The sequence below is a fragment of the Niastella vici genome (assembly GCF_002077945.1).
GTDB classification, from domain to species: Bacteria; Bacteroidota; Bacteroidia; order Chitinophagales; family Chitinophagaceae; genus Niastella; species Niastella vici.
This window is the reverse complement of record NZ_LVYD01000024.1, coordinates 39,742-57,786: the sequence shown is the minus strand read 5'-3', so window position 1 is coordinate 57,786 and position 18,045 is coordinate 39,742. Positions and strand designations below refer to the sequence as shown.

17 protein-coding genes are annotated in these 18,045 nt (G+C 45.3%); 13 read left to right on the top strand and 4 right to left on the bottom strand.

Features of this window, described 5'->3' with window-relative positions:
* Positions 1-50 precede the first annotated feature (50 nt).
* The 3 genes from A3860_RS07725 (at position 51) to A3860_RS07715 (ending at position 1,783) form a co-directional block, all read left to right on the top strand.
* Positions 51-764 carry a MotA/TolQ/ExbB proton channel family protein gene (locus A3860_RS07725; protein ID WP_081145981.1) on the top strand — a complete coding sequence of 238 codons (714 nt, stop codon included), beginning with the start codon at positions 51-53 and terminating at the stop codon, positions 762-764.
* A gap of 18 nt (positions 765-782) precedes the next feature.
* Positions 783-1,184, top strand: a complete 402-nt coding sequence (locus A3860_RS07720; RefSeq protein ID WP_081145980.1) for an ExbD/TolR family protein — start codon at positions 783-785, stop codon at positions 1,182-1,184.
* A gap of 107 nt (positions 1,185-1,291) precedes the next feature.
* Positions 1,292-1,783, top strand: coding sequence for a hypothetical protein (locus tag A3860_RS07715; RefSeq protein ID WP_081145979.1), 492 nt, complete (start codon positions 1,292-1,294; stop codon positions 1,781-1,783).
* A gap of 114 nt (positions 1,784-1,897) precedes the next feature.
* Here A3860_RS07715 and A3860_RS40990 read toward each other — a convergent pair whose 3' ends face one another.
* A complete protein-coding gene (locus tag A3860_RS40990; RefSeq protein WP_158085163.1) occupies positions 1,898-2,068 on the bottom strand; it encodes a hypothetical protein in 171 nt (56 codons plus the stop codon).
* Positions 2,069-2,267: 199 nt separating this feature from the next.
* Positions 2,268-3,110, bottom strand: coding sequence for a peptide chain release factor N(5)-glutamine methyltransferase (prmC, locus tag A3860_RS07710; RefSeq protein WP_081145978.1), 843 nt, complete (start codon positions 3,108-3,110; stop codon positions 2,268-2,270).
* A gap of 68 nt (positions 3,111-3,178) precedes the next feature.
* On the opposite strand from prmC, the gene ribD reads away from it, so the two are divergent.
* The 4 genes from ribD to A3860_RS07690 are packed head-to-tail and all read left to right on the top strand — an operon-like array spanning position 3,179 to position 6,636.
* Complete coding sequence (gene ribD / locus A3860_RS07705; RefSeq protein ID WP_143773996.1) at positions 3,179-4,237, top strand: bifunctional diaminohydroxyphosphoribosylaminopyrimidine deaminase/5-amino-6-(5-phosphoribosylamino)uracil reductase RibD; 1,059 nt, start codon at positions 3,179-3,181, stop codon at positions 4,235-4,237.
* Complete coding sequence (locus A3860_RS07700) at positions 4,234-5,118, top strand: EamA family transporter (protein ID WP_081145976.1); 885 nt, start codon at positions 4,234-4,236, stop codon at positions 5,116-5,118. Before ribD ends, A3860_RS07700 begins: the two co-directional genes overlap by 4 nt.
* Positions 5,119-5,151: 33 nt before the next feature.
* A complete protein-coding gene (locus A3860_RS07695; protein WP_081145975.1) occupies positions 5,152-5,763 on the top strand; it encodes a YigZ family protein in 612 nt (203 codons plus the stop codon).
* Positions 5,764-5,793: 30 nt separating this feature from the next.
* Positions 5,794-6,636 (top strand): XAC2610-related protein, encoded by an 843-nt coding sequence (locus tag A3860_RS07690; protein ID WP_081145974.1) that lies wholly within the window; start codon positions 5,794-5,796, stop codon positions 6,634-6,636.
* On the opposite strand, the gene A3860_RS07685 is transcribed toward A3860_RS07690, so the two are convergent.
* Positions 6,626-7,516, bottom strand: coding sequence for a 3-hydroxyacyl-CoA dehydrogenase family protein (locus A3860_RS07685; RefSeq protein ID WP_081145973.1), 891 nt, complete (start codon positions 7,514-7,516; stop codon positions 6,626-6,628). The two genes, A3860_RS07690 and A3860_RS07685, sit on opposite strands and share 11 nt — an antisense overlap.
* 241 nt (positions 7,517-7,757) lie before the next feature.
* Positions 7,758-8,399: a carboxypeptidase-like regulatory domain-containing protein gene (locus A3860_RS07680; protein ID WP_173820187.1), complete on the bottom strand. Its 642-nt coding sequence runs from the start codon at positions 8,397-8,399 to the stop codon at positions 7,758-7,760.
* 104 nt (positions 8,400-8,503) lie between these two features.
* Here A3860_RS07680 and A3860_RS07675 point away from each other — a divergent pair, with 104 nt between their 5' ends.
* The 6 genes from A3860_RS07675 to A3860_RS07650 all read left to right on the top strand — a co-directional run bounded on the left by A3860_RS07675 (position 8,504) and on the right by A3860_RS07650 (position 18,039).
* Positions 8,504-9,604, top strand: a complete 1,101-nt coding sequence (locus tag A3860_RS07675) for an Mrp/NBP35 family ATP-binding protein (RefSeq protein WP_081145972.1) — start codon at positions 8,504-8,506, stop codon at positions 9,602-9,604.
* A 98-nt stretch (positions 9,605-9,702) separates the two neighbouring features.
* The gene (locus tag A3860_RS07670) at positions 9,703-10,611 is read left to right on the top strand and encodes a glycerophosphodiester phosphodiesterase (protein ID WP_081145971.1); all 909 of its coding nucleotides are present in this window, start codon (positions 9,703-9,705) and stop codon (positions 10,609-10,611) included.
* Positions 10,612-10,640: 29 nt separating this feature from the next.
* On the top strand, positions 10,641-11,426 hold the full coding sequence (locus A3860_RS07665) for an SDR family oxidoreductase (RefSeq protein ID WP_081145970.1): 786 nt from the start codon (positions 10,641-10,643) through the stop codon (positions 11,424-11,426).
* 108 nt (positions 11,427-11,534) lie between these two features.
* Positions 11,535-12,821, top strand: a complete 1,287-nt coding sequence (gene kynU, locus A3860_RS07660; protein WP_081145969.1) for a kynureninase — start codon at positions 11,535-11,537, stop codon at positions 12,819-12,821.
* Complete coding sequence (gene pyrF / locus A3860_RS07655; protein WP_081145968.1) at positions 12,818-13,618, top strand: orotidine-5'-phosphate decarboxylase; 801 nt, start codon at positions 12,818-12,820, stop codon at positions 13,616-13,618. The genes kynU and pyrF overlap by 4 nt, the downstream gene beginning before the upstream one ends.
* 638 nt (positions 13,619-14,256) lie before the next feature.
* A complete protein-coding gene (locus A3860_RS07650) occupies positions 14,257-18,039 on the top strand; it encodes a right-handed parallel beta-helix repeat-containing protein (protein WP_081145967.1) in 3,783 nt (1,260 codons plus the stop codon).
* Positions 18,040-18,045 lie beyond the last annotated feature (6 nt).

Here is an 18,045-nt window from a genome sequence, read left to right as displayed (position 1 = left end):
CGTTTTAGGCACACATTTGCCTACATTTACACCATTAAAACAACAACTGGATGAATTGGTTTTTTTTACAAGTTACCAATCCCGCGACAACAGCCACCGCCGACACTTTACACAAAGCCGCAACGCCCGGTGCTCAGGGCGAGCATGTTATGAACGTGATGGACCTGCTGGCTAATGGTGGCCCCCTCATGATTCCCCTGGGATTGTTGTTCGTGCTGGCTGTATTTTTCTTTTTTGAAAGGCTGATTGCCATTCGCAAGGCCAGTAAGATTGATCCCAATTTCATGTACATTATACGGGACAATATTTTTAGCGGTAATGTATCGGCAGCCCGGTCATTGGCTAAAAATACACCCAACCCTGTAGCCCGTATCATTGATAAGGGATTGCAACGGATCGGTAAGCCCATTGAGGCCATTGAAAAAAGTATGGAAAATGTAGGCAAGCTCGAGGTATATAAAATGGAGCGCAACCTGTCGGTTTTATCACTGGTATATGGTATTGCGCCTATGTTCGGGTTTTTGGGAACCATCTTCGGTATGTTGCAGTTATTCTACAATATCAACGCATCGGGTGAATTTACACCGGCCCAGATCGCGGGTGGTATTTATACCAAAATGATCACCTCTGCATCAGGACTTATCATCGGTTTGCTTGCCTATGTGGGTTATAACTTCCTGAATGCACAGATCGATAAAACTGTGAACCGGATGGAAGCCGCCAGTGCCGAGTTCATTGATATACTACAGGAACCAACGAGATAATATTAAAAAATAAGTTAAATGAATTTAAGAAGAAGATTAAAAGGTCATCAGGAGTTACATGCAGGAGCGTTGAACGACATCCTGTTCATCCTGTTGTTCTTCTTTCTTATTGTATCAACCCTGGCCAATCCGAATGTGATCAAATTATCACAACCAAAAGCCAAAAGCGATACCAAGGCCAAGCAAACGGTTATCGTTAATATAAAGCCAACCGGTGAGTATATTATTAATGGGAAGCAGGTTAAAATTGAGGAGATGACCGCGTTTATACAACCGTATGTGCAGAAAGATTCCACTCAGGCAACGGTGGCCATCAATGCCGATAAAACCGTTCCGCTCGAGAATGTTGTGGCGGTTATGCGTGTAGCCCGCGACCTGGGCGCCAGGTCAACATTGCTGGTTGATACGAAAGTGAAGTAGTACCCCCGGCTCCGCCAACTGGCGGAGAAACGATATAACAGCCCGCAGTGATCCTTTTGGAAACTGCGGGCTGTTTTTAAAATTTCCATTTTAAAACCCTTTCTCCCTTGCCTGATCATCGTAGATTATTACTAATAAGCGTATTAGTGCTAACGACACTGTTATTTATTGATTTTTTAATACTGCATGAATTTCTTCCGGAGAGAATTCCTGGTACGCCTATAGTTATATCGGGGTTGTTTTTGTTTGTATGTTATGAAGTGTTGTTTTATACAGTGTTTAAAAGGATACTAAAAGAGGATGATACTATCAGTGTGACTTATTTGGCCATATTTGCCTGTTTGATCGTTTTGTTTAGTGAGATAATATTTCAGACTTACAGGCTGACTACATTTTCTTATATTACAAATGAAGATCGAATAAGGATCTTTTTGATAGGAGTATTAGGTCTATCAGCCTTTGCAGGAGTTCTGGCACTTCCCATTGCAGTAGATGTGAAGTATAAAAATAGATGGATAACCACCCTCCTTAATGTTGGAGTTGGGTTAGCGTTTTATTTTGTCTCACCTTATGTTTTGAGTTTTATTAAGGGTGAATAAGGGAGTGGTAGTCCACTAAAATCAGGAAAGCTTTATAAACTTTTATCGGGCCTCCATCCTAAATAAAAAAGCATCTACCAGTTGGCAGATGCTTCAAATTATTTTAAAATTAGTTTAATCGTTAAGCAGTTCTTTGGGCAAACCGTATTTTTCAATTAATTTCTTGGCAGATTCTAATTTTTTAACTACAAAAGGATCATTACGATAATCCCGCACATCAAGAGCCATGAGTTGCTTGCCTTTGACTTTGCTTATCTTTTTATGGTTTTTTTTGTTGCCAGCCATATATTGTAGTTATATAATAAAATTACTATTTTTTCTTTTAACAGCAAATGCCATATAATTCTTTCCCGACCTGAATGGTTCGAGGCCCTTATCTTTAACAAGACCAAATACATTGAAATCTGGTTCTATTACAGCACTTTCCCGCAAAGAAAAGAAAATATCAATTACATTTGTCCGTTAGTGTAATATCTACAGAGTGTCATTTCCCCGCCTTCACCATCCTGTACTTCCCCTGAAAATCTTTCTTCACTTCTGCAACAAATCCTTTCGATTCAAACAATGTTTTCGTTTGTTCACCCAGGTCTTCATGTATCTCTGCAAAGATGCTGCCGCCGGGCAATAAACGCTGTTGGGCGAAGCGGGCAATGGCATCATAAAATACCAGGGGATCTTCATTAGGCACAAACAAAGCAAGGTGTGGTTCATATGCCAGCACATTGGGCAGCATGCTGAGCTGGTTGTGATGTGGAATATATGGCGGGTTGCTTACAATAATATCAACCGACGGTAGCCGGGGCCAGGTGCTTTCATCCAGAAAATCGGCCTGTATAAAATGAACGGTAATATTCTGGGCTGCCGCATTTTTAGCAGCTACCATCAGTGCGGGTGAACTCACATCGCAGGAATATACTTTCACCTGTGGTAGTTTCTTTTTTAAAGAGACCGGAATACAACCACTTCCAGTACCTATGTCGAGGATGCTTTGCGTATTTCCTGCTTCGGCCACAACCCACTCAACCAACTCTTCGGTTTCGGGACGTGGTATTAATACATTTTCATCAACATAGAACGGCATGCCGCAAAACCAGGCTTCGTGCAGCACATATTGCACGGGTTTATGCGCCAGCAGTTCACGGGTGTATTGTTCCAGTTGCGCCAGGCGTTCAGGGGCCATGGGCGACTGTTTATGCATAATGCGGTCGATCTTTCGCATGCCGGTAACATGCTCCATCACCCAGTCGGCAATATTCGCCGCTTCGCGGTTGTCGTACAACTCATACAGGGATGTGAGTAATTGTTGCTGCGCCTCGTGTACCGTCATAGGGGGCAAAGATGGCGTATTTTGGACTATATTTGCGGCTTTAGTTAGGAAGCCGACCATTCCCCATTTTGACAACCCACGAAACATACATGCAACGCTCTCTGCAGCTGGCCACCACTGCGGCAGGCTATGTGGCGCCCAACCCCATGGTAGGCGCGGTACTGGTGCATGAGGGCCGCATTATAGGCGAGGGGTATCATCAGCAATATGGTGGCCCGCATGCCGAAGTGCATTGTGTGAACTCGGTAAAGGCCGCCGACCGGCACCTGATCCCGCAATCGGTGATGTATGTGTCGCTTGAACCCTGTGCCCATTTTGGTAAAACGCCCCCCTGTGCCGACCTCATCATTGCAAATAAGATCCCGCAGGTGGTCATCGGTTGCCGCGATCCTTTTAAACAGGTTGATGGCAAAGGCGTTGAAAAACTACAGGCGGCCGGGGTACAGGTTACCCTGGGTGTGCTTGAGCAGGAGAGCAGGGTGCTGAACAAACGCTTTATCACTTTTCATACGCAGCATCGCCCGTATATTATTTTAAAATGGGCGCAAACGGCCAATGGAAAAATGGCCGGGGAACCCGGTGGCGAACGCCTGCTTATCAGCAATGAATTCACCAACCGGCTGGTGCATAAATGGCGCAGTGAAGAATCCGCTATTCTGGTGGGAACCAACACCGCTTTGTTCGATGATCCATCATTGACCACCCGTTTATGGAAAGGCGCCAACCCCGTGCGGTTGGTAGTTGATATGAACCTGCGGCTGCCATCCTCATTACAGTTATTTAACAAACAGGTAAAAACCATTGTATTTAACAGCCTGCAACATGAAGAGCAGGGTAATCTATTGTATTACCAGGTTACACAGGATGTAAACCTCGTTCACCAGGTGGTGCATGCTTTATACCAGTTAAAGGTGCTGAGCGTGCTGGTAGAAGGCGGTGCCCAATTACTGCAATCGTTTATTGATGAAGGGTTGTGGGATGAAATGCGCATTATCACCAGTAATGAGCTGGTGGTTCGCCAGGGCCTGCCTGCACCCCGGGTGCACAGCGGTGAGCTATTGAAACAGGAATCGTTGTTATCAGATACCCTCCATTATTTTGTGAACCCGCAAACCCTGGTACGTTGAGCAATTTATTATTCCTCATTGCCAGTATCATCCTTACTGCCTGGCTTACCATTTCCTTTAAAATAGTTGCCCGTTTAGGCATCAATAACCTGCAGGCCATTGTGTATAATTATATGGTTTGCGTGATCACCGGCAGCATCGTGAACGGTAGTTTTCCGGTGAACGGTTCACTGGCGCAACAGCCCTGGCTGCCCTGGGCATTGGTAATGGGCTGTGGTTTTATTTCCCTGTTCAATCTGGCCGCCTTTACCGTGCAAAAAATAGGGGTGGCGCCGGCAACGGTTGCCTATAAGTTATCATTGGTAATTCCTTTCGTTTTTTCCATATACCTGTATCATGAAAAAGCTACGGCGTTGAAGATCACCGGCGTGGCACTGGCCTTGCTGGCAGTGTGGTTTACAACAAGGCCACATGACAAAGAGCGAAAAGGTAAACATGTATCATGGGTATTATGGGCCATGCCCCTGTTGTTATTTATAGGCAGCGGCCTGCTCGATACCATGATCAAATATGTTGAACAGGCTTTTATAAACCCTGGTAACCAGGATGCCTACCTGATCACCGCATTTTGTGTGGCTGCTTCCGTGGGATTGATCATTTTGTTATTCCTGTTCATTACAGGCCGGCAACGGTTTTCGGGCCGGGCGGTACTGGCGGGAATAGGTATTGGCGTACCGAATTATTTTAGTATCTGGTGTTTGCTGGGAGCATTGAAGGGATATGCAGGCAACAGCTCGGCGATCATTCCCATCAATAACATGGGAATTGTATTGTTCACTGCTGTAGTGGCCTGGCTGATCTTTAAAGAAAAGCTCTCGGCCATCAACTGGCTGGGTATTGGATTATCTCTCGGCGCTATTGCCCTGATCGCCTATGGATAGCCAACAGCAGCCATTAATCAATAACATTGAATTATGAGTGACCCCGAATTCTTCTATACCATAGAGCGAACCACTACCGCAGAATTTAAAGACCGTGGCAGTAAATTTATTGCCTATACCTATCCCATTCAATCGGTCGACGATTTTAAAAAGAACCTGGAAGCGATAAAAAAGGAGCATCCCAAGGCCACGCATCATTGTTTTGCCTATCGTATAGGGCTCGATAATAATACGTTCCGCGTAAGTGATGATGGCGAACCATCGGGTTCGGCCGGCAAACCCATACTGGGTCAAATCGATAGTAAAAAATTAACTAATGTATTGGTCGTTGTAGTACGCTATTTTGGAGGGACCCTGTTGGGGGTACCCGGACTGATCAATGCTTATAAAACGGCTGCATCCCTGGCACTGCAGGTAACCCCCATTGTTCAAAAACCCATTGAAACAGCCTATGATCTTCAGTTCGATTATACGCAAATGAACGAGGTGATGATGCACGTAAAGCAACTGAATTGCACGGTGCTCGAAAAAGATATGAACCTGTTTTGCCGGCTTGTGATCGGTATTCCCAAAGGAAGGCTCGATGAAGCGATATATAAATTTAAAGAGATCAGGAATGTGGAGATAACGAAGCATAATTTGTAGTATCTTTCTCTCATAGAGGTCTGATAGCGTATGAAACGGCTTTTTCCTATAATCCTGTCCCTCATTGTATTCGCTGCCTGTAAATCAGGAAACAGTCCCTGGGGCAAAAACAGGTCGAAAGATACCTTATCGGTGCACTCCGTTCCTTATGATAGATTATTAAGTAAGGCGATGGACAGTGCCGAGCAAATGGCTTTTTTCAGGGATTACTGCATCAGAAAACTGGAAGGCCATAAAGGCGAAGACCGGTTTTACACCCTGGCCGTTTTTGACGGCGATACCACCCGCATTCAATTCTACAAAGGAAATATCTGCTCCCAGCAAAAACAACACGCAATAGTGTGTTTTGAAGATAAGAACCTGTTCTTCTTTTTTTTGAAAGACGATAGCTGGAAGCTGCAGCAGGTAATGAACGGCTATGGTATTATAAAAGACAGCGCCGTTCAGTTCTGCGATGTAAATTTTGATGGGTATAAAGATGTGTCCATTATCTGGAACTATTCAGGCGGCACCTGTAATTGTTCAGGCCCCGGTTGCCGTGATATCTATCTTTTTAACAGCGAATCTGACAACCTTGATCATATACCCCAGATAAGATCGTTTGTTGATTTTGGGTTATCAACAGAAGAAAGAACTATTTACCTCGGCGCGCATTGCACCGGGTTTTATGCAAAGTACATCTGGCTGAATGGTCAGTTGGAGATCCAGGAAGAATACACCTCGAATCAATGGAATGAACCGGATTCAGCCAAATGGACCCTCGAACATTTTATTTATTGTGATGGCGAACGTGTTCCCGCCTATACCATACCCAATTTGCCGTTGCCTGAAAAATGGCAGAAAGAATTTGGGTGGTCTGCAATTAGGAACTGAACCTGTCACTAACTACCAGCTCCTTACTACCTGCAGTATATTTATAAAATCCTTCTCCTGTTTTAACTCCCAGGTATCCTGCCGTAACCATATTGGTGAGTAGCGGACAGGGCGCATACTTCGGGTTGCCGAAACCTTCATATAATACGTTCAGGATGGCATGGCAGGTATCGAGCCCGATAAAATCAGCTAATTGCAGCGGTCCCATGGGGTGGGCCATGCCCAATTTCATAATGGTATCGATCTCGTTCACACCGGCTATACCTTCGTAGAGGCTGTATATCGCTTCATTGATCATGGGCATCAAAATGCGATTGGCAATAAACCCCGGGTAATCGTTCACTACACAGGGCACTTTGCCCAGTTGTTTGCTTAATGCCACAATAGCATCGGTAATCGTTTGGGCAGTAGCGTACCCATTAATGATCTCTACCAGTTTCATTACCGGTACCGGGTTCATGAAGTGCATGCCGATCACCTGGCTGGCGCGTTTGGTGACAGCCGCAATACGCGTAATGGAAATGGAAGAAGTGTTGGTGGCCAGCACAGCGTTGGCGGGTGCCAGGCTGTCGAGCTGTTTGAATATATTCAGTTTAAGATCGATATTCTCTGTTGCTGCTTCTACTACCAGGTCAGCGCCCTGTACACCCAGGGCCATATCGGTAAATGTAGTGAGGTTGGCCAGGGCATTTTTCCGCTGCTCTTCGGTAACGGCGCCTTTTGCGATCTGGCGGTCAATGTTCTTTTCTATGGTTTGAATGGCTTTTTCGAGCTGGGCGGCATTTACGTCAATCAGGTTAACGGTAAAACCATTCTGGATAAAAACATGCGCAATGCCATTGCCCATAGTGCCTGCGCCTATAACGGAAACCTTATGCATAATGTGATAATTCGATAATTAGCAAATGTGATAATGATATCCGCCTAATACAGATGATCCGGAATATTGGCGGATATGCCGCAATATTGGCCTTGTAAAAGGGGAGCGCAAAAATAAGGGAAAACTAACGTGTGTTCGCAAAAAGTATAAAATGAAATAACTGGTACCCTGTAGCCTGCAACAAATTGCACGGAAATTGGCTACTGTATTCCATTATCGAATTATCACATCATCAAATTAACTAATTCTGATTTTTGAAATCGCCCCGTTTCCAGGCCTGGATAAATTCTGCCCAGGCAGCGGGGTTGAAGATGTTTTGTGGCGGGGCCTGTCCGTTATAATAATACCGTTGGGAATTATTACGCAAAAACATATTACTGTTTTCGGTACCATCGCGGGGCAGGGTGCGGGCCAGTACGCGGCGTTTCGATTCATCGGTATTTTTACGGGCAATTTCTATATTATCGTCGGGGATTGATACGTTCACAAAATCGCGTTCGAACTGTTCTTTGGTAGGGCGTGGCCTGATGATGGTGGCGGGCAGGTATACCGTGTCGGTAACCAACAATTGCAACAGGCTGAACTGGTTTCCTTCCAGGTCGCGGGGAATGGTAGCCAGTTTGGGTTTATAACCGATAGACGTAAACTCAACGATATCACCTTTCATTACTACAATGCTGAATACACCTTGTTCATTGGTGATGGTACCGCGGTTCTGACCCTTGATCATGACTGTAACGGAGGGAATGGCTTTCAGGCTGTCGGCAGTCATCACAACACCATACAACTGAACTACGGAATCCTTCAGTTTCTCAAATTGCGCATTAGTAGCAAAGGGGATGGCAATCGCCAGCAGAATCAGAAATTGTAAACGTCTTTTCATGCCCGTCAAATATATACATAATGCCTAAAATACTTCAACAAAATACCCCCCTCAATGGTTAATTTTGTGGGCAAATAATTCTTTTTAACAAAACTCTTAGATGAATGACCCCTGAGAAAGTATTAGACGCATTGAGGAACGTTCAGGAACCTGATTTGGGAAAGGATATAGTTACGCTGAATATGGTTAAAGATATAGTGATCAGCGGTAATATGGTGTCTTTCACTGTTGTGCTTACCACACCCGCCTGCCCCATGAAAGATATGATAGGCAGGGCATGTGAAAATGCAGTGAAATTACTGGTTAATAAAGAAGCGATTGTAAAAGTGAATTTCACCGCAAATACCAGCACCAACCGTCAGGACCCAGGGGCTGTTTTACCGAAAGTAAAGAATATAATAGCTGTAATAAGTGGAAAGGGTGGCGTGGGAAAAAGCACTGTATCCGCCAATCTGGCATTGGCTTTGGCCCAGAACGGTGCAAAAGTGGGGTTGATGGATGCTGATATTTATGGCCCCAGTGTGCCCATTATGTTCGGTGTGCGTGGCGAGCGGCCCATGATGAAAAGTATGGGCGAAGGGCAGAAAGGAATGATTGTTCCGCTGGAACGGTTCGGCATAAAACTCATGAGCATCGGATTACTGGTCGACGAAAAGAATGCGGTGATCTGGCGTGGCCCTATGGCCAGCAGCGCCATTCGCCAGTTTGTGACCGATGTACTGTGGGATGAGCTGGATTACCTGGTCATTGATATGCCACCCGGAACCGGCGATATTCACCTTACGCTGGTGCAAACAGTACCGGTTACCGGCGCCGTCATTGTTACCACACCACAGGACGTAGCCCTGGCCGATGCTAAAAAAGCGATCGGCATGTTTAGCCAGGCACAGATAAAAGTGCCGATAATAGGGCTGGTTGAAAATATGAGTTATTTTGTTCCTGCCGAACTACCTGATAATAAGTATTATATCTTTGGCAAAGAAGGTGGAAAGCGCCTGGCCGAAGAATACGATATTCCATTCCTGGGCCAAATACCACTGGTACAAAGCATTCGGGAAGGCGGTGACATGGGCATACCGATCATGATGAGCGATGATACGATCACCCGCCAGGCTTTCGAAGAATTTGCCGCCAATGCCACCCGCAGTATTGCCATGCGCAATGCTAATGTAAGCGCCGCAAAAGTTGCGGAAGTGATCGACTAACTGTTCGTTAAACAACCAGGGTTCAAACACCAGCAAGGGGTCAACATTAAGAATATTGCTGCCTCCAATATCCCTAACCATTACTGTAAATATCTAATATGAGTAAATTTAGGGAAGTAGCAGAGTTACTGTTACTGGTTGCATTAGTATTTGCGTGCCACGCATCAAAAAAAGTTTCAGATCCATTGTTACCAGTTTTTGATATTGAAGGGCATCGCGGCTGCCGGGGATTAATGCCCGAAAATACCATCCCGGCCATGATGAAAGCGCTGGAACTGGGCGTTACCACCCTTGAAATGGATGCGGTGATCACCAAAGACAAACAGGTGATCCTTTCACACGAACCATTTTTCAACCATGAGATCACGACAGGTCCCGATGGGAAGTACGTAACCGAACAGGAGGAGCGCAACCTGAACATTTACCACATGACCTATGCGCAAACGCAAACCTATGATGTGGGGTTGAAACCGCATCCGCGTTTTCCCAACCAGCGGCGGTTAAAGGCTACTAAACCCTTGCTGAAAGAAGTGATCGAGAATGTGGAAGCGTATCATAAATTAAAAGGCGGGCAAGCTGTTTTTTATAACATAGAAACAAAATCGAACCCCGCAACCGATAACCAGTACCACCCTGCGCCCGACGAGTATGTGAATACGCTGATGAAGGTGGTGCAGTCGGCCAGGATTGGTGACCGGGTCATTATTCAATCATTTGATTTTCGTACGTTACAGGTATTGCATAAGAAATATCCCACGGTAAAAACAGCTGCGTTGATTGAAGAGGATGATAAACGGCCGCTGGAAGATCAGTTGAAAGTATTGGGATTCTTTCCAACCATTTATAGTCCGGCCTATAGCCTGGTAACAAAAGAGCTGGTTGATAAATGCCATGAGCGCAAGATCAGGGTAATTCCCTGGACGGTGAATGACAAGGCCGCCATTGAACAAATGAAAGCAGCGGGTGTAGATGGGATCATTACTGATTATCCAGACCTGTTGAAATAGAATTTTGAACATAGAACAATAGAGGTGCTATGAATTTATCATTGGAAGGCAGAAATGCAGTCATTTGCGGAAGTACACAAGGTATTGGTTTGGCCATTGCCGAAGAGCTGGCGATGCTGGGCGCTAACTGCACCCTGCTGGCGCGCAATGAGAAAGCATTGCAGGAGGCAGTGAAAACGCTTGATATTTCTTTGCGTCAACAGCACAACTATCTGATAGCCGATTTTAGTAAACCCGATCAGGTGAAGCAGGTAATTGCGCAACAGGTACAACAGCATCCGGTGCATATTCTCATCAACAACACCGGTGGCCCGCCACCCGGTTCGGTACTCGATGCCACAGAGGAAGCTTTTCTGAATGCATTCAATCAGCACCTCATCGTAAACCAGTTGTTGGCGCAGGCGGTTATTCCGGGTATGAAGCAGGCCGGCTATGGACGCATCATTAATGTGATCTCAACTTCTATCCGCATTCCCATTACCAATTTGGCGGTATCGGGAACCGTTCGCGGCGCAGTAGCCATGTGGTCAAAGATCCTGGCCAATGAAGTAGGGCAGTTCAATATAACGGTGAACAATATTCTTCCGGGTCTTACCAAAACGCAGCGGTTGGAAAGCCTGATAAAGAACAATGCACAGAAAAGAGGCGTTACTACCGATGTTATAGAACAGGAAATGAAACAGGAGATACCCATGAAACGTTTTGGCGAAGCAGCAGAACTGGCTTCGGTAGCGGCATTCCTGGCCTCACCGGCGGCATCGTATGTGAACGGCGTAAGTATAGCAATTGATGGGGGAAAGACCGGGGCGCTGTAGAAATGAGAAATGCAGAATGCGTAATGAGAATGGGTAGATATTGACCATTGACCCCGCCCGGATGACCGGTCGGACGGGCATTCACCATTCACGATAACAAAACACTACATGATATTTGAAAACTCTCGCTCATTTGCCTGTGGGCTCGACGAGCAGGACGAACTGCGTTCGTTCAGGAATGAATTTATAATGCCTGTTATTGATGGGCGGCCACAGATCTATTTCCTGGGCAACTCCCTTGGTTTGCAACCGGTGCGCACCCAGGCCTGTCTACAACAGGTTTTGAACAAATGGGCCAATTATGGGGTAGAAGGCTTCTTTATGGGCGAACAGCCATGGCTGCAGTACCACGACCGCCTTATTGAACCCCTCTCAAAAATAGTTGGCGCCCGGCCCCATGAAGTGGTGGTCATGAACCAGCTTACTGTAAACCTGCATCTGTTGCTGGTATCATTTTACAGGCCCGATAATAAACGGAATAGGATCATTTGTGAGGCCAAAGCATTTCCCAGCGATCAATACATGCTTGAAACCCATGTAAAATATTGTGGCTTCAACCCGGCAGATGTACTCATTGAAGTAGGGCCCCGCCCGGGCGAGCATACCATTCGCCATGAGGATATTCTGCAGGCAATACAACAGCATAAAGATGAACTGGCCCTGGTGTTGTGGGGTGGCTTGAATTATTATACCGGCCAGCTGTTTAATATGGCGGCCATTACAAAAGCAGCACAGGCAGTGGGCGCCAAAGTTGGGTTCGACCTGGCCCATGCGGCTGGTAATATTCCCTTACAATTACACAACTGGAACGTGGATTTTGCCGCCTGGTGCAGCTATAAATACATGAATTCGGGCCCCGGTGGTATTGGTGGCGCCTATATACATGAACGTTACCACAACGATACGGCATTGCCCCGTTTTGCCGGTTGGTGGGGATACGATAAAGCTAGCCGTTTCCTGATGCAAAAAGGGTTTAACCCTGCCCGGTCGGCAGAAGGCTGGCAGCTCAGTACACCATCTCCTTTATTATATGCCGCGCATAAAGCAGCGCTGGATATTTTTATGGAAGCGGGGGCCGACCGGTTGCAGAAGAAGCGGCAATTGTTAAACAGCTGGTTATGGTTCCTGCTCGATGAATTAAATGGTCAGCAAAGGGAGCCGGTCATTGAATTTATTACCCCCCGCCAGGAATCGGAAAGAGGATGCCAGGTATCTATGTTGATGTTACAACAGGGTAAACAGGTGTTTGATGAACTGGCCCGGGCCGGCATAATAGTCGACTGGCGCGAACCCAATGTGATAAGGCTGGCGCCTGTACCTTTATACAATACTTTTGAGGAAGTATGGCAATTCACTAATATCTTGCGACAAATTTTACAACTACAACACGCATGACAAGGCAGCAACTGGTTGAACAGATCCGCAACAAACAAACATACCTCATAGTAGGACTGGATACAGATATCACGAAGATCCCCAAACATCTGTTGACCAAAACCGATCCAATATTTGAATTCAATAAACAGATCATTGATGCTACCAAAGATTATTGCGTAGGCTACAAGATCAATACGGCTTTTTATGAGGCACTGGGAATACCAGGGTGGGAAGCCATGGAGAAAACGGCAGCGTATATCCCGGCTACTCATTTCAGGATCGCAGATGCCAAGCGTGGCGACATCGGTAATACTTCTTCCCAATACGCCAAAGCATTTTTTGAAACACTACAATTTGATGCCATCACTGTGGCGCCGTATATGGGGGCCGACAGTGTATTGCCTTTTCTGGAATACAAAGACAAATGGACGATCGTATTAGGTTTAACTTCCAATACGGGTGCCCGTGATTTTGAATTGCAGAAAGCCGGCGATGAATTGTTGTATGAAAAAGTATTGCGCACCGCCGCTCAATGGGGCACCGCCGATCAGCTAATGTTTGTGGTAGGCGCCACCCAGGCTTCAGAATTTGCCAACATCCGCAGCATAACACCCAATAATTTTTATCTGGTTCCCGGAGTAGGGGCCCAGGGCGGCAGTTTGAAAGAGATCTCTGAGAAGGCGATGAATAAAGAAGTAGGGCTGTTGGTGAATGCCAGCCGCGCTGTTATTTATGCGTCAGGTGAGGAAGATTTCGCAGTTAAAGCAATGCTAATTGCAAAAGAATATCAACAGGAAATGGCCGGGTACCTGTAATAAATATTGCCTAAGGGCATACCACTGAACAGGCGGTCATGAACGGCTGGTTATAAAGCGAAGGCCATTGTAAAAATATTATGAGCGTCAATGTAATGGAATGGGCATAGGCCGGGATGGCAATTACTGGACCCAGGTGTTTGCCGCTAAATGATTAGAACCTAATTAGAATGGATGCTTTTACAAATTTTTCATTCCTTTTAAACTTCATAAGGGATTTACTTTCACACAGTTCGACTTGTAAAATGTGAATTATTTTTCCAATAACAGGTAGGGGTGCACACAATTGCGGGCGTTAAAAAGCGTTCTTAATTGGTTTGAGACGTAAAGATACCAGATGCCTTTTTTCGATGCCGCTATCGGTGATTTGAATAGAAGGTCGAAGATGTACGAAATGGTGAATCGTAATACTACGTTCGGTAGATAAAATGCAGCTGGTATTTAACCGTTGACACCATTACAGCCCAACCCGTACACCCCTGTTTGAATAGTATATTCATACATGGGTTATACTGTTACATGGGAACCATTAACCAATGATCAACATAGTACTGATAATTGGTTATTAAGGTTGTAATACTTTGATAATATAATAGAAATCCGATATCCTACAGAAATTCAAAATCCAATTATCGGCTATGCGAAAAATTTTACGCGGGCACGTATTGTATAAAATCCTGTTTACCCTTAGCTTAGGTTTATCTTTCATGGTTGAAAGCCATGCACAGGTGTCCGGTACGTTTACCATTAACTCTGCATTACCCACCAGCGGATCCAATTTCAATACATTTACGGCAGCTGCTGCTTTTTTGGCCGGTGGCGTTAACGGCCCGGTTGTATTCAATGTACAGTCTGGCAGTGGCCCGTATAATGAACAGGTAGTGTTTAATGCTATTTCCGGTACATCGGCTACCAATACCATTACCTTTAATTGTAATGGTGTAACGCTTACTTTCCTTTCTACCACTTCTTCCAGCAGGGCTGGCATAAAGCTGAATGGCACCAATTATGTAACCTTCGATAACCTCACCGTTTTACCGCTGGCAGGCAATGTTGGTGAGTATGGTTATGGCTTTCATTTATTAAATGATGCCGATAATAACACCATCAAAAATTGCCGCATTACCAATAAAATTGACTGGAATGCACCCGATAATCACCAGGGTATCGTGATCAATGGAAATGACGCCGGCGCCACTGCCGCGGGCGATAGTAAATGTGATAATAACCTCATACAGGGCAATACTATTTCGGGGGGAACCATAGGTATAACCCTGTCATCGGTACCGGTGAGCGGTTCAGGTGTTTTCATGTCGGGGAATAGTATAATCAGTAATACAATAACGAATACCATTCACTATGGCATTCAAATGTATTATAATACCGGTACAGTGGTTGATGCCAACGACATAACTGGCGGGCCCGATGCCATTTATGATTTAACCGGTATATACCTTGTTAAATACAACCAAAGTATTAATATTACCCGCAACCGCATTCATGCTTTTCATTGTGTTTCCGGCTATCAGTATGGTATTCTTGTTTCTTCAGAAAGCGTTGCCGGTAAGCCTTGCCTCATAGCCAATAATGCTGTTTATGATTTTCAATCGCCCCAGACGATATATGGCATTGCATCGGCCAATCCAATTACTACCTATTCCGGTTCTTACCTTAATGTATATCATAACACGGTTTCGTTCGATGATCAGGTTGTATCGGGCAGCCAAACATTTGGGTTTTATTTTTACACAGTGACTGATGTGAATGTTGCCAATAATATTGTTAGCATTACCCGGGTGGCAACAAACTGGAACTATGGAATTTACTTTGAGAACACCCCATTAAATACAACCTCGAACCGGAATGATTTTTATATTCCGCAGGGGAACGCGTTTATATGTGCCTGGGGACATTCTAATCTTGTTGATTATGTTACATTGACCGATTGGCAACTACAGATGGGCTATGATTATACTTCCAGAGAAGATAATCCGGCATTTACCAATTTGGCCACTTTTGATCTCAGGCCAACACAACAAACCATCGATAACATGGGTGTGTATGTGGGGGTGAATAATGATATCTCAGGTGCTTCACGCAGTGCCACCTTTCCCGATCCGGGGTGTTATGAATTTCTGTCGGCGCCCTGTACAACACCGGTCACAGGTGGTTCAGCATACGTACTTCCCGATTCTATGTTTTGTGGAGCGGCAACGGTGTTTCTTGGCTTAAAAGGAAATTCGGGCGGGGCCGGGCAAACCTATAAATGGCAAACGTCTACTACACCCTCCGGTACCTATACCGATGTTACCAGTGCGCTTGTTTATCCATATTACACGGGCACAGCCAGTAGCACCCTGTATTACCGGGTTGCATCAACCTGTGGTGCTACTACTGCCTATTCAAATCCTGTACGCGTACTGGTAAGCTATACGCTTTCACCCGGTACTTATACCATTAACTCAGCCCAGCCAACTGCAGGTATTAATTTTGCTTCATTCAGGGATGTTTTGCATCAACTCAAATGCGGTTTCTCAGGGTCGGTTGTATTTAATGTAACAAGCGGCAGCGGTCCTTATACTGAACAAATGATCATACCAGATCTGGGTACTTCCCCAACAAAAACGGTCACCTTTAACGGAAATGGGGAAACGCTTAAATTTACTCCCACTGATCCAGACCAGAGGGGTGTTATAAAACTGGAGGATGCTGACTATATTACCTTCGACAGCCTTACTGTAAACGTTGAAAACGACCCGGGTTTTGGTTTTGGTTTTCACCTGAAAAACAATGCTGACCACAATACCATCAAACGTTGCACGGTGAACCTGCCCCAAAACTCTATCATTGACTACTATGCAGGTATAGTGATCAGCCCGTCTGATCAGGACCCTATCGAATACCGTACTGATAATAGCTATTGCGATAGCAACCTGGTTTTAAATAATACAGTGAATGGCGGTTTTTATGGAATTACCTGTACTTCCGTTTCCGATCAAGGCGATGCGAATGCTGTGGGGAATATTTTCAGGGGTAATAAATTACACGATGGCATCAGATTCGGGATCTATATAACCGGTAATACCAATGTTTTGGTAGATAGCAACGATATCAGCCATCCCACCCGTACGGTTTTCCTTAATAACTCATTCATAGGCATATATGCAAACAGGGCAAACTACAATTTGAACATTACAAGAAACAGGATCCATAATTTACTGGAAAAAATGAAGACCTCTGTTATTGAGCTGGACGGCATTTATATTGACGCGGTTCAAACGACGACGGTTGCCCAACCGGTCAATGTGAGCAATAATGTGATCTATAACTTCAGGGGTAATGGTGTACAGCATGGGATATATAATTTTAGCAGTTTAAATTTGAATGAATACCACAATACGATCGCGCTCGACGACACGTCTGCAATTACTGTAGCCGCTGGTTATACCCGGGGTATCTCTTTCTTCGGGGCTCCATATACCGGCATTGTAGTAAAAGACAATAATGTTGTTATAAAGCGGGGTGGCGCCGCCGGCAAATGGTGTATTTACCTGAGTGTGGCCAATGCCAGTTTGATTGCAAATAATAATAATTATTACATGCTTGCGGCCAATGGCACTACCAATGCCATAGGCCATATAGGTTCGGTTACAACGGGAATAAATTATCCTACTTTGAGCAGCTGGCAGGCTACCGGTAAAGATGCCAGCTCTATTTCCATGGATCCGGTGTTCTACGATCCTGCCGTTGGCGATCTTACCCCTACCAAGATCCCGTTTGAAAACAAGGGTACCTACGTTGGTGTTACCAACGACATCCTGAATGTTACCAGAAGTACTACCACCCCCGATATCGGCGCTTATGAATTCTCTATATGTCAACCACTCACCACGCCGGTGCTCAGGGTTGATTCGGTTGGTGTAAATACTATCCGGTTTGCCTGGACGGCCGTTCCAAATACCACTGGTTACCGCGTATCGCGCGATGGTGTTAACTGGACAATTCCTTCTTCAGGCGCCTTTGGCCTTTCCCAAACCTATACCGGTTTAAAACCAACCGATAGCATAGGGTTGCAGGTGAAGGCCCTGGGCACAAGGGTCGATTGCCCTGATTATATCTCTCAAAGGGATACTGCCCGCGCGCTCGCCGATGGCGTATTCATCCCCAACACATTCACGCCAAATGGCAATAAGAAGGACGATGAGTTTATGGTATATTCCAATGTGTTGAAATCGGTGCACTGGATGGTGTTTAACCAGTGGGGTGAAAAAATATTTGAAACCAGCGATCTGCAGGGTAAATGGGATGGAACCTATAAAGGAAAACCACAACCAATTGGCGTGTATGTATACGTGGTAGTAGGTACAATGCCCGATGGCAACAAAGTAACTTATAGAGGAACATTCAATCTGATCCGGTAAAAAAAT

Bases quoted from the DNA above. Each gene is read 5' to 3' on its own strand.
- A3860_RS07690 (WP_081145974.1), top strand. From the start codon at position 5,794: ATGAAACGGCTTTTTCCTATAATCCTGTCCCTCATTGTATTCGCTGCC.
- kynU (WP_081145969.1), top strand. From the start codon at position 11,535: ATGATATTTGAAAACTCTCGCTCATTTGCCTGTGGGCTCGACGAGCAG.
- prmC (WP_081145978.1), bottom strand. From the start codon at position 3,110: ATGACGGTACACGAGGCGCAGCAACAATTACTCACATCCCTGTATGAG.
- A3860_RS07695 (WP_081145975.1), top strand. From the start codon at position 5,152: ATGAGTGACCCCGAATTCTTCTATACCATAGAGCGAACCACTACCGCA.
- A3860_RS07680 (WP_173820187.1), bottom strand. From the start codon at position 8,399: ATGAAAAGACGTTTACAATTTCTGATTCTGCTGGCGATTGCCATCCCC.
- A3860_RS40990 (WP_158085163.1), bottom strand. From the start codon at position 2,068: ATGGCTGGCAACAAAAAAAACCATAAAAAGATAAGCAAAGTCAAAGGC.
- A3860_RS07650 (WP_081145967.1), top strand. From the start codon at position 14,257: ATGCGAAAAATTTTACGCGGGCACGTATTGTATAAAATCCTGTTTACC.
- A3860_RS07685 (WP_081145973.1), bottom strand. From the start codon at position 7,516: ATGCATAAGGTTTCCGTTATAGGCGCAGGCACTATGGGCAATGGCATT.
- A3860_RS07725 (WP_081145981.1), top strand. From the start codon at position 51: ATGAATTGGTTTTTTTTACAAGTTACCAATCCCGCGACAACAGCCACC.
- A3860_RS07670 (WP_081145971.1), top strand. From the start codon at position 9,703: ATGAGTAAATTTAGGGAAGTAGCAGAGTTACTGTTACTGGTTGCATTA.
- pyrF (WP_081145968.1), top strand. From the start codon at position 12,818: ATGACAAGGCAGCAACTGGTTGAACAGATCCGCAACAAACAAACATAC.
- A3860_RS07720 (WP_081145980.1), top strand. From the start codon at position 783: ATGAATTTAAGAAGAAGATTAAAAGGTCATCAGGAGTTACATGCAGGA.
- A3860_RS07665 (WP_081145970.1), top strand. From the start codon at position 10,641: ATGAATTTATCATTGGAAGGCAGAAATGCAGTCATTTGCGGAAGTACA.
- A3860_RS07675 (WP_081145972.1), top strand. From the start codon at position 8,504: ATGACCCCTGAGAAAGTATTAGACGCATTGAGGAACGTTCAGGAACCT.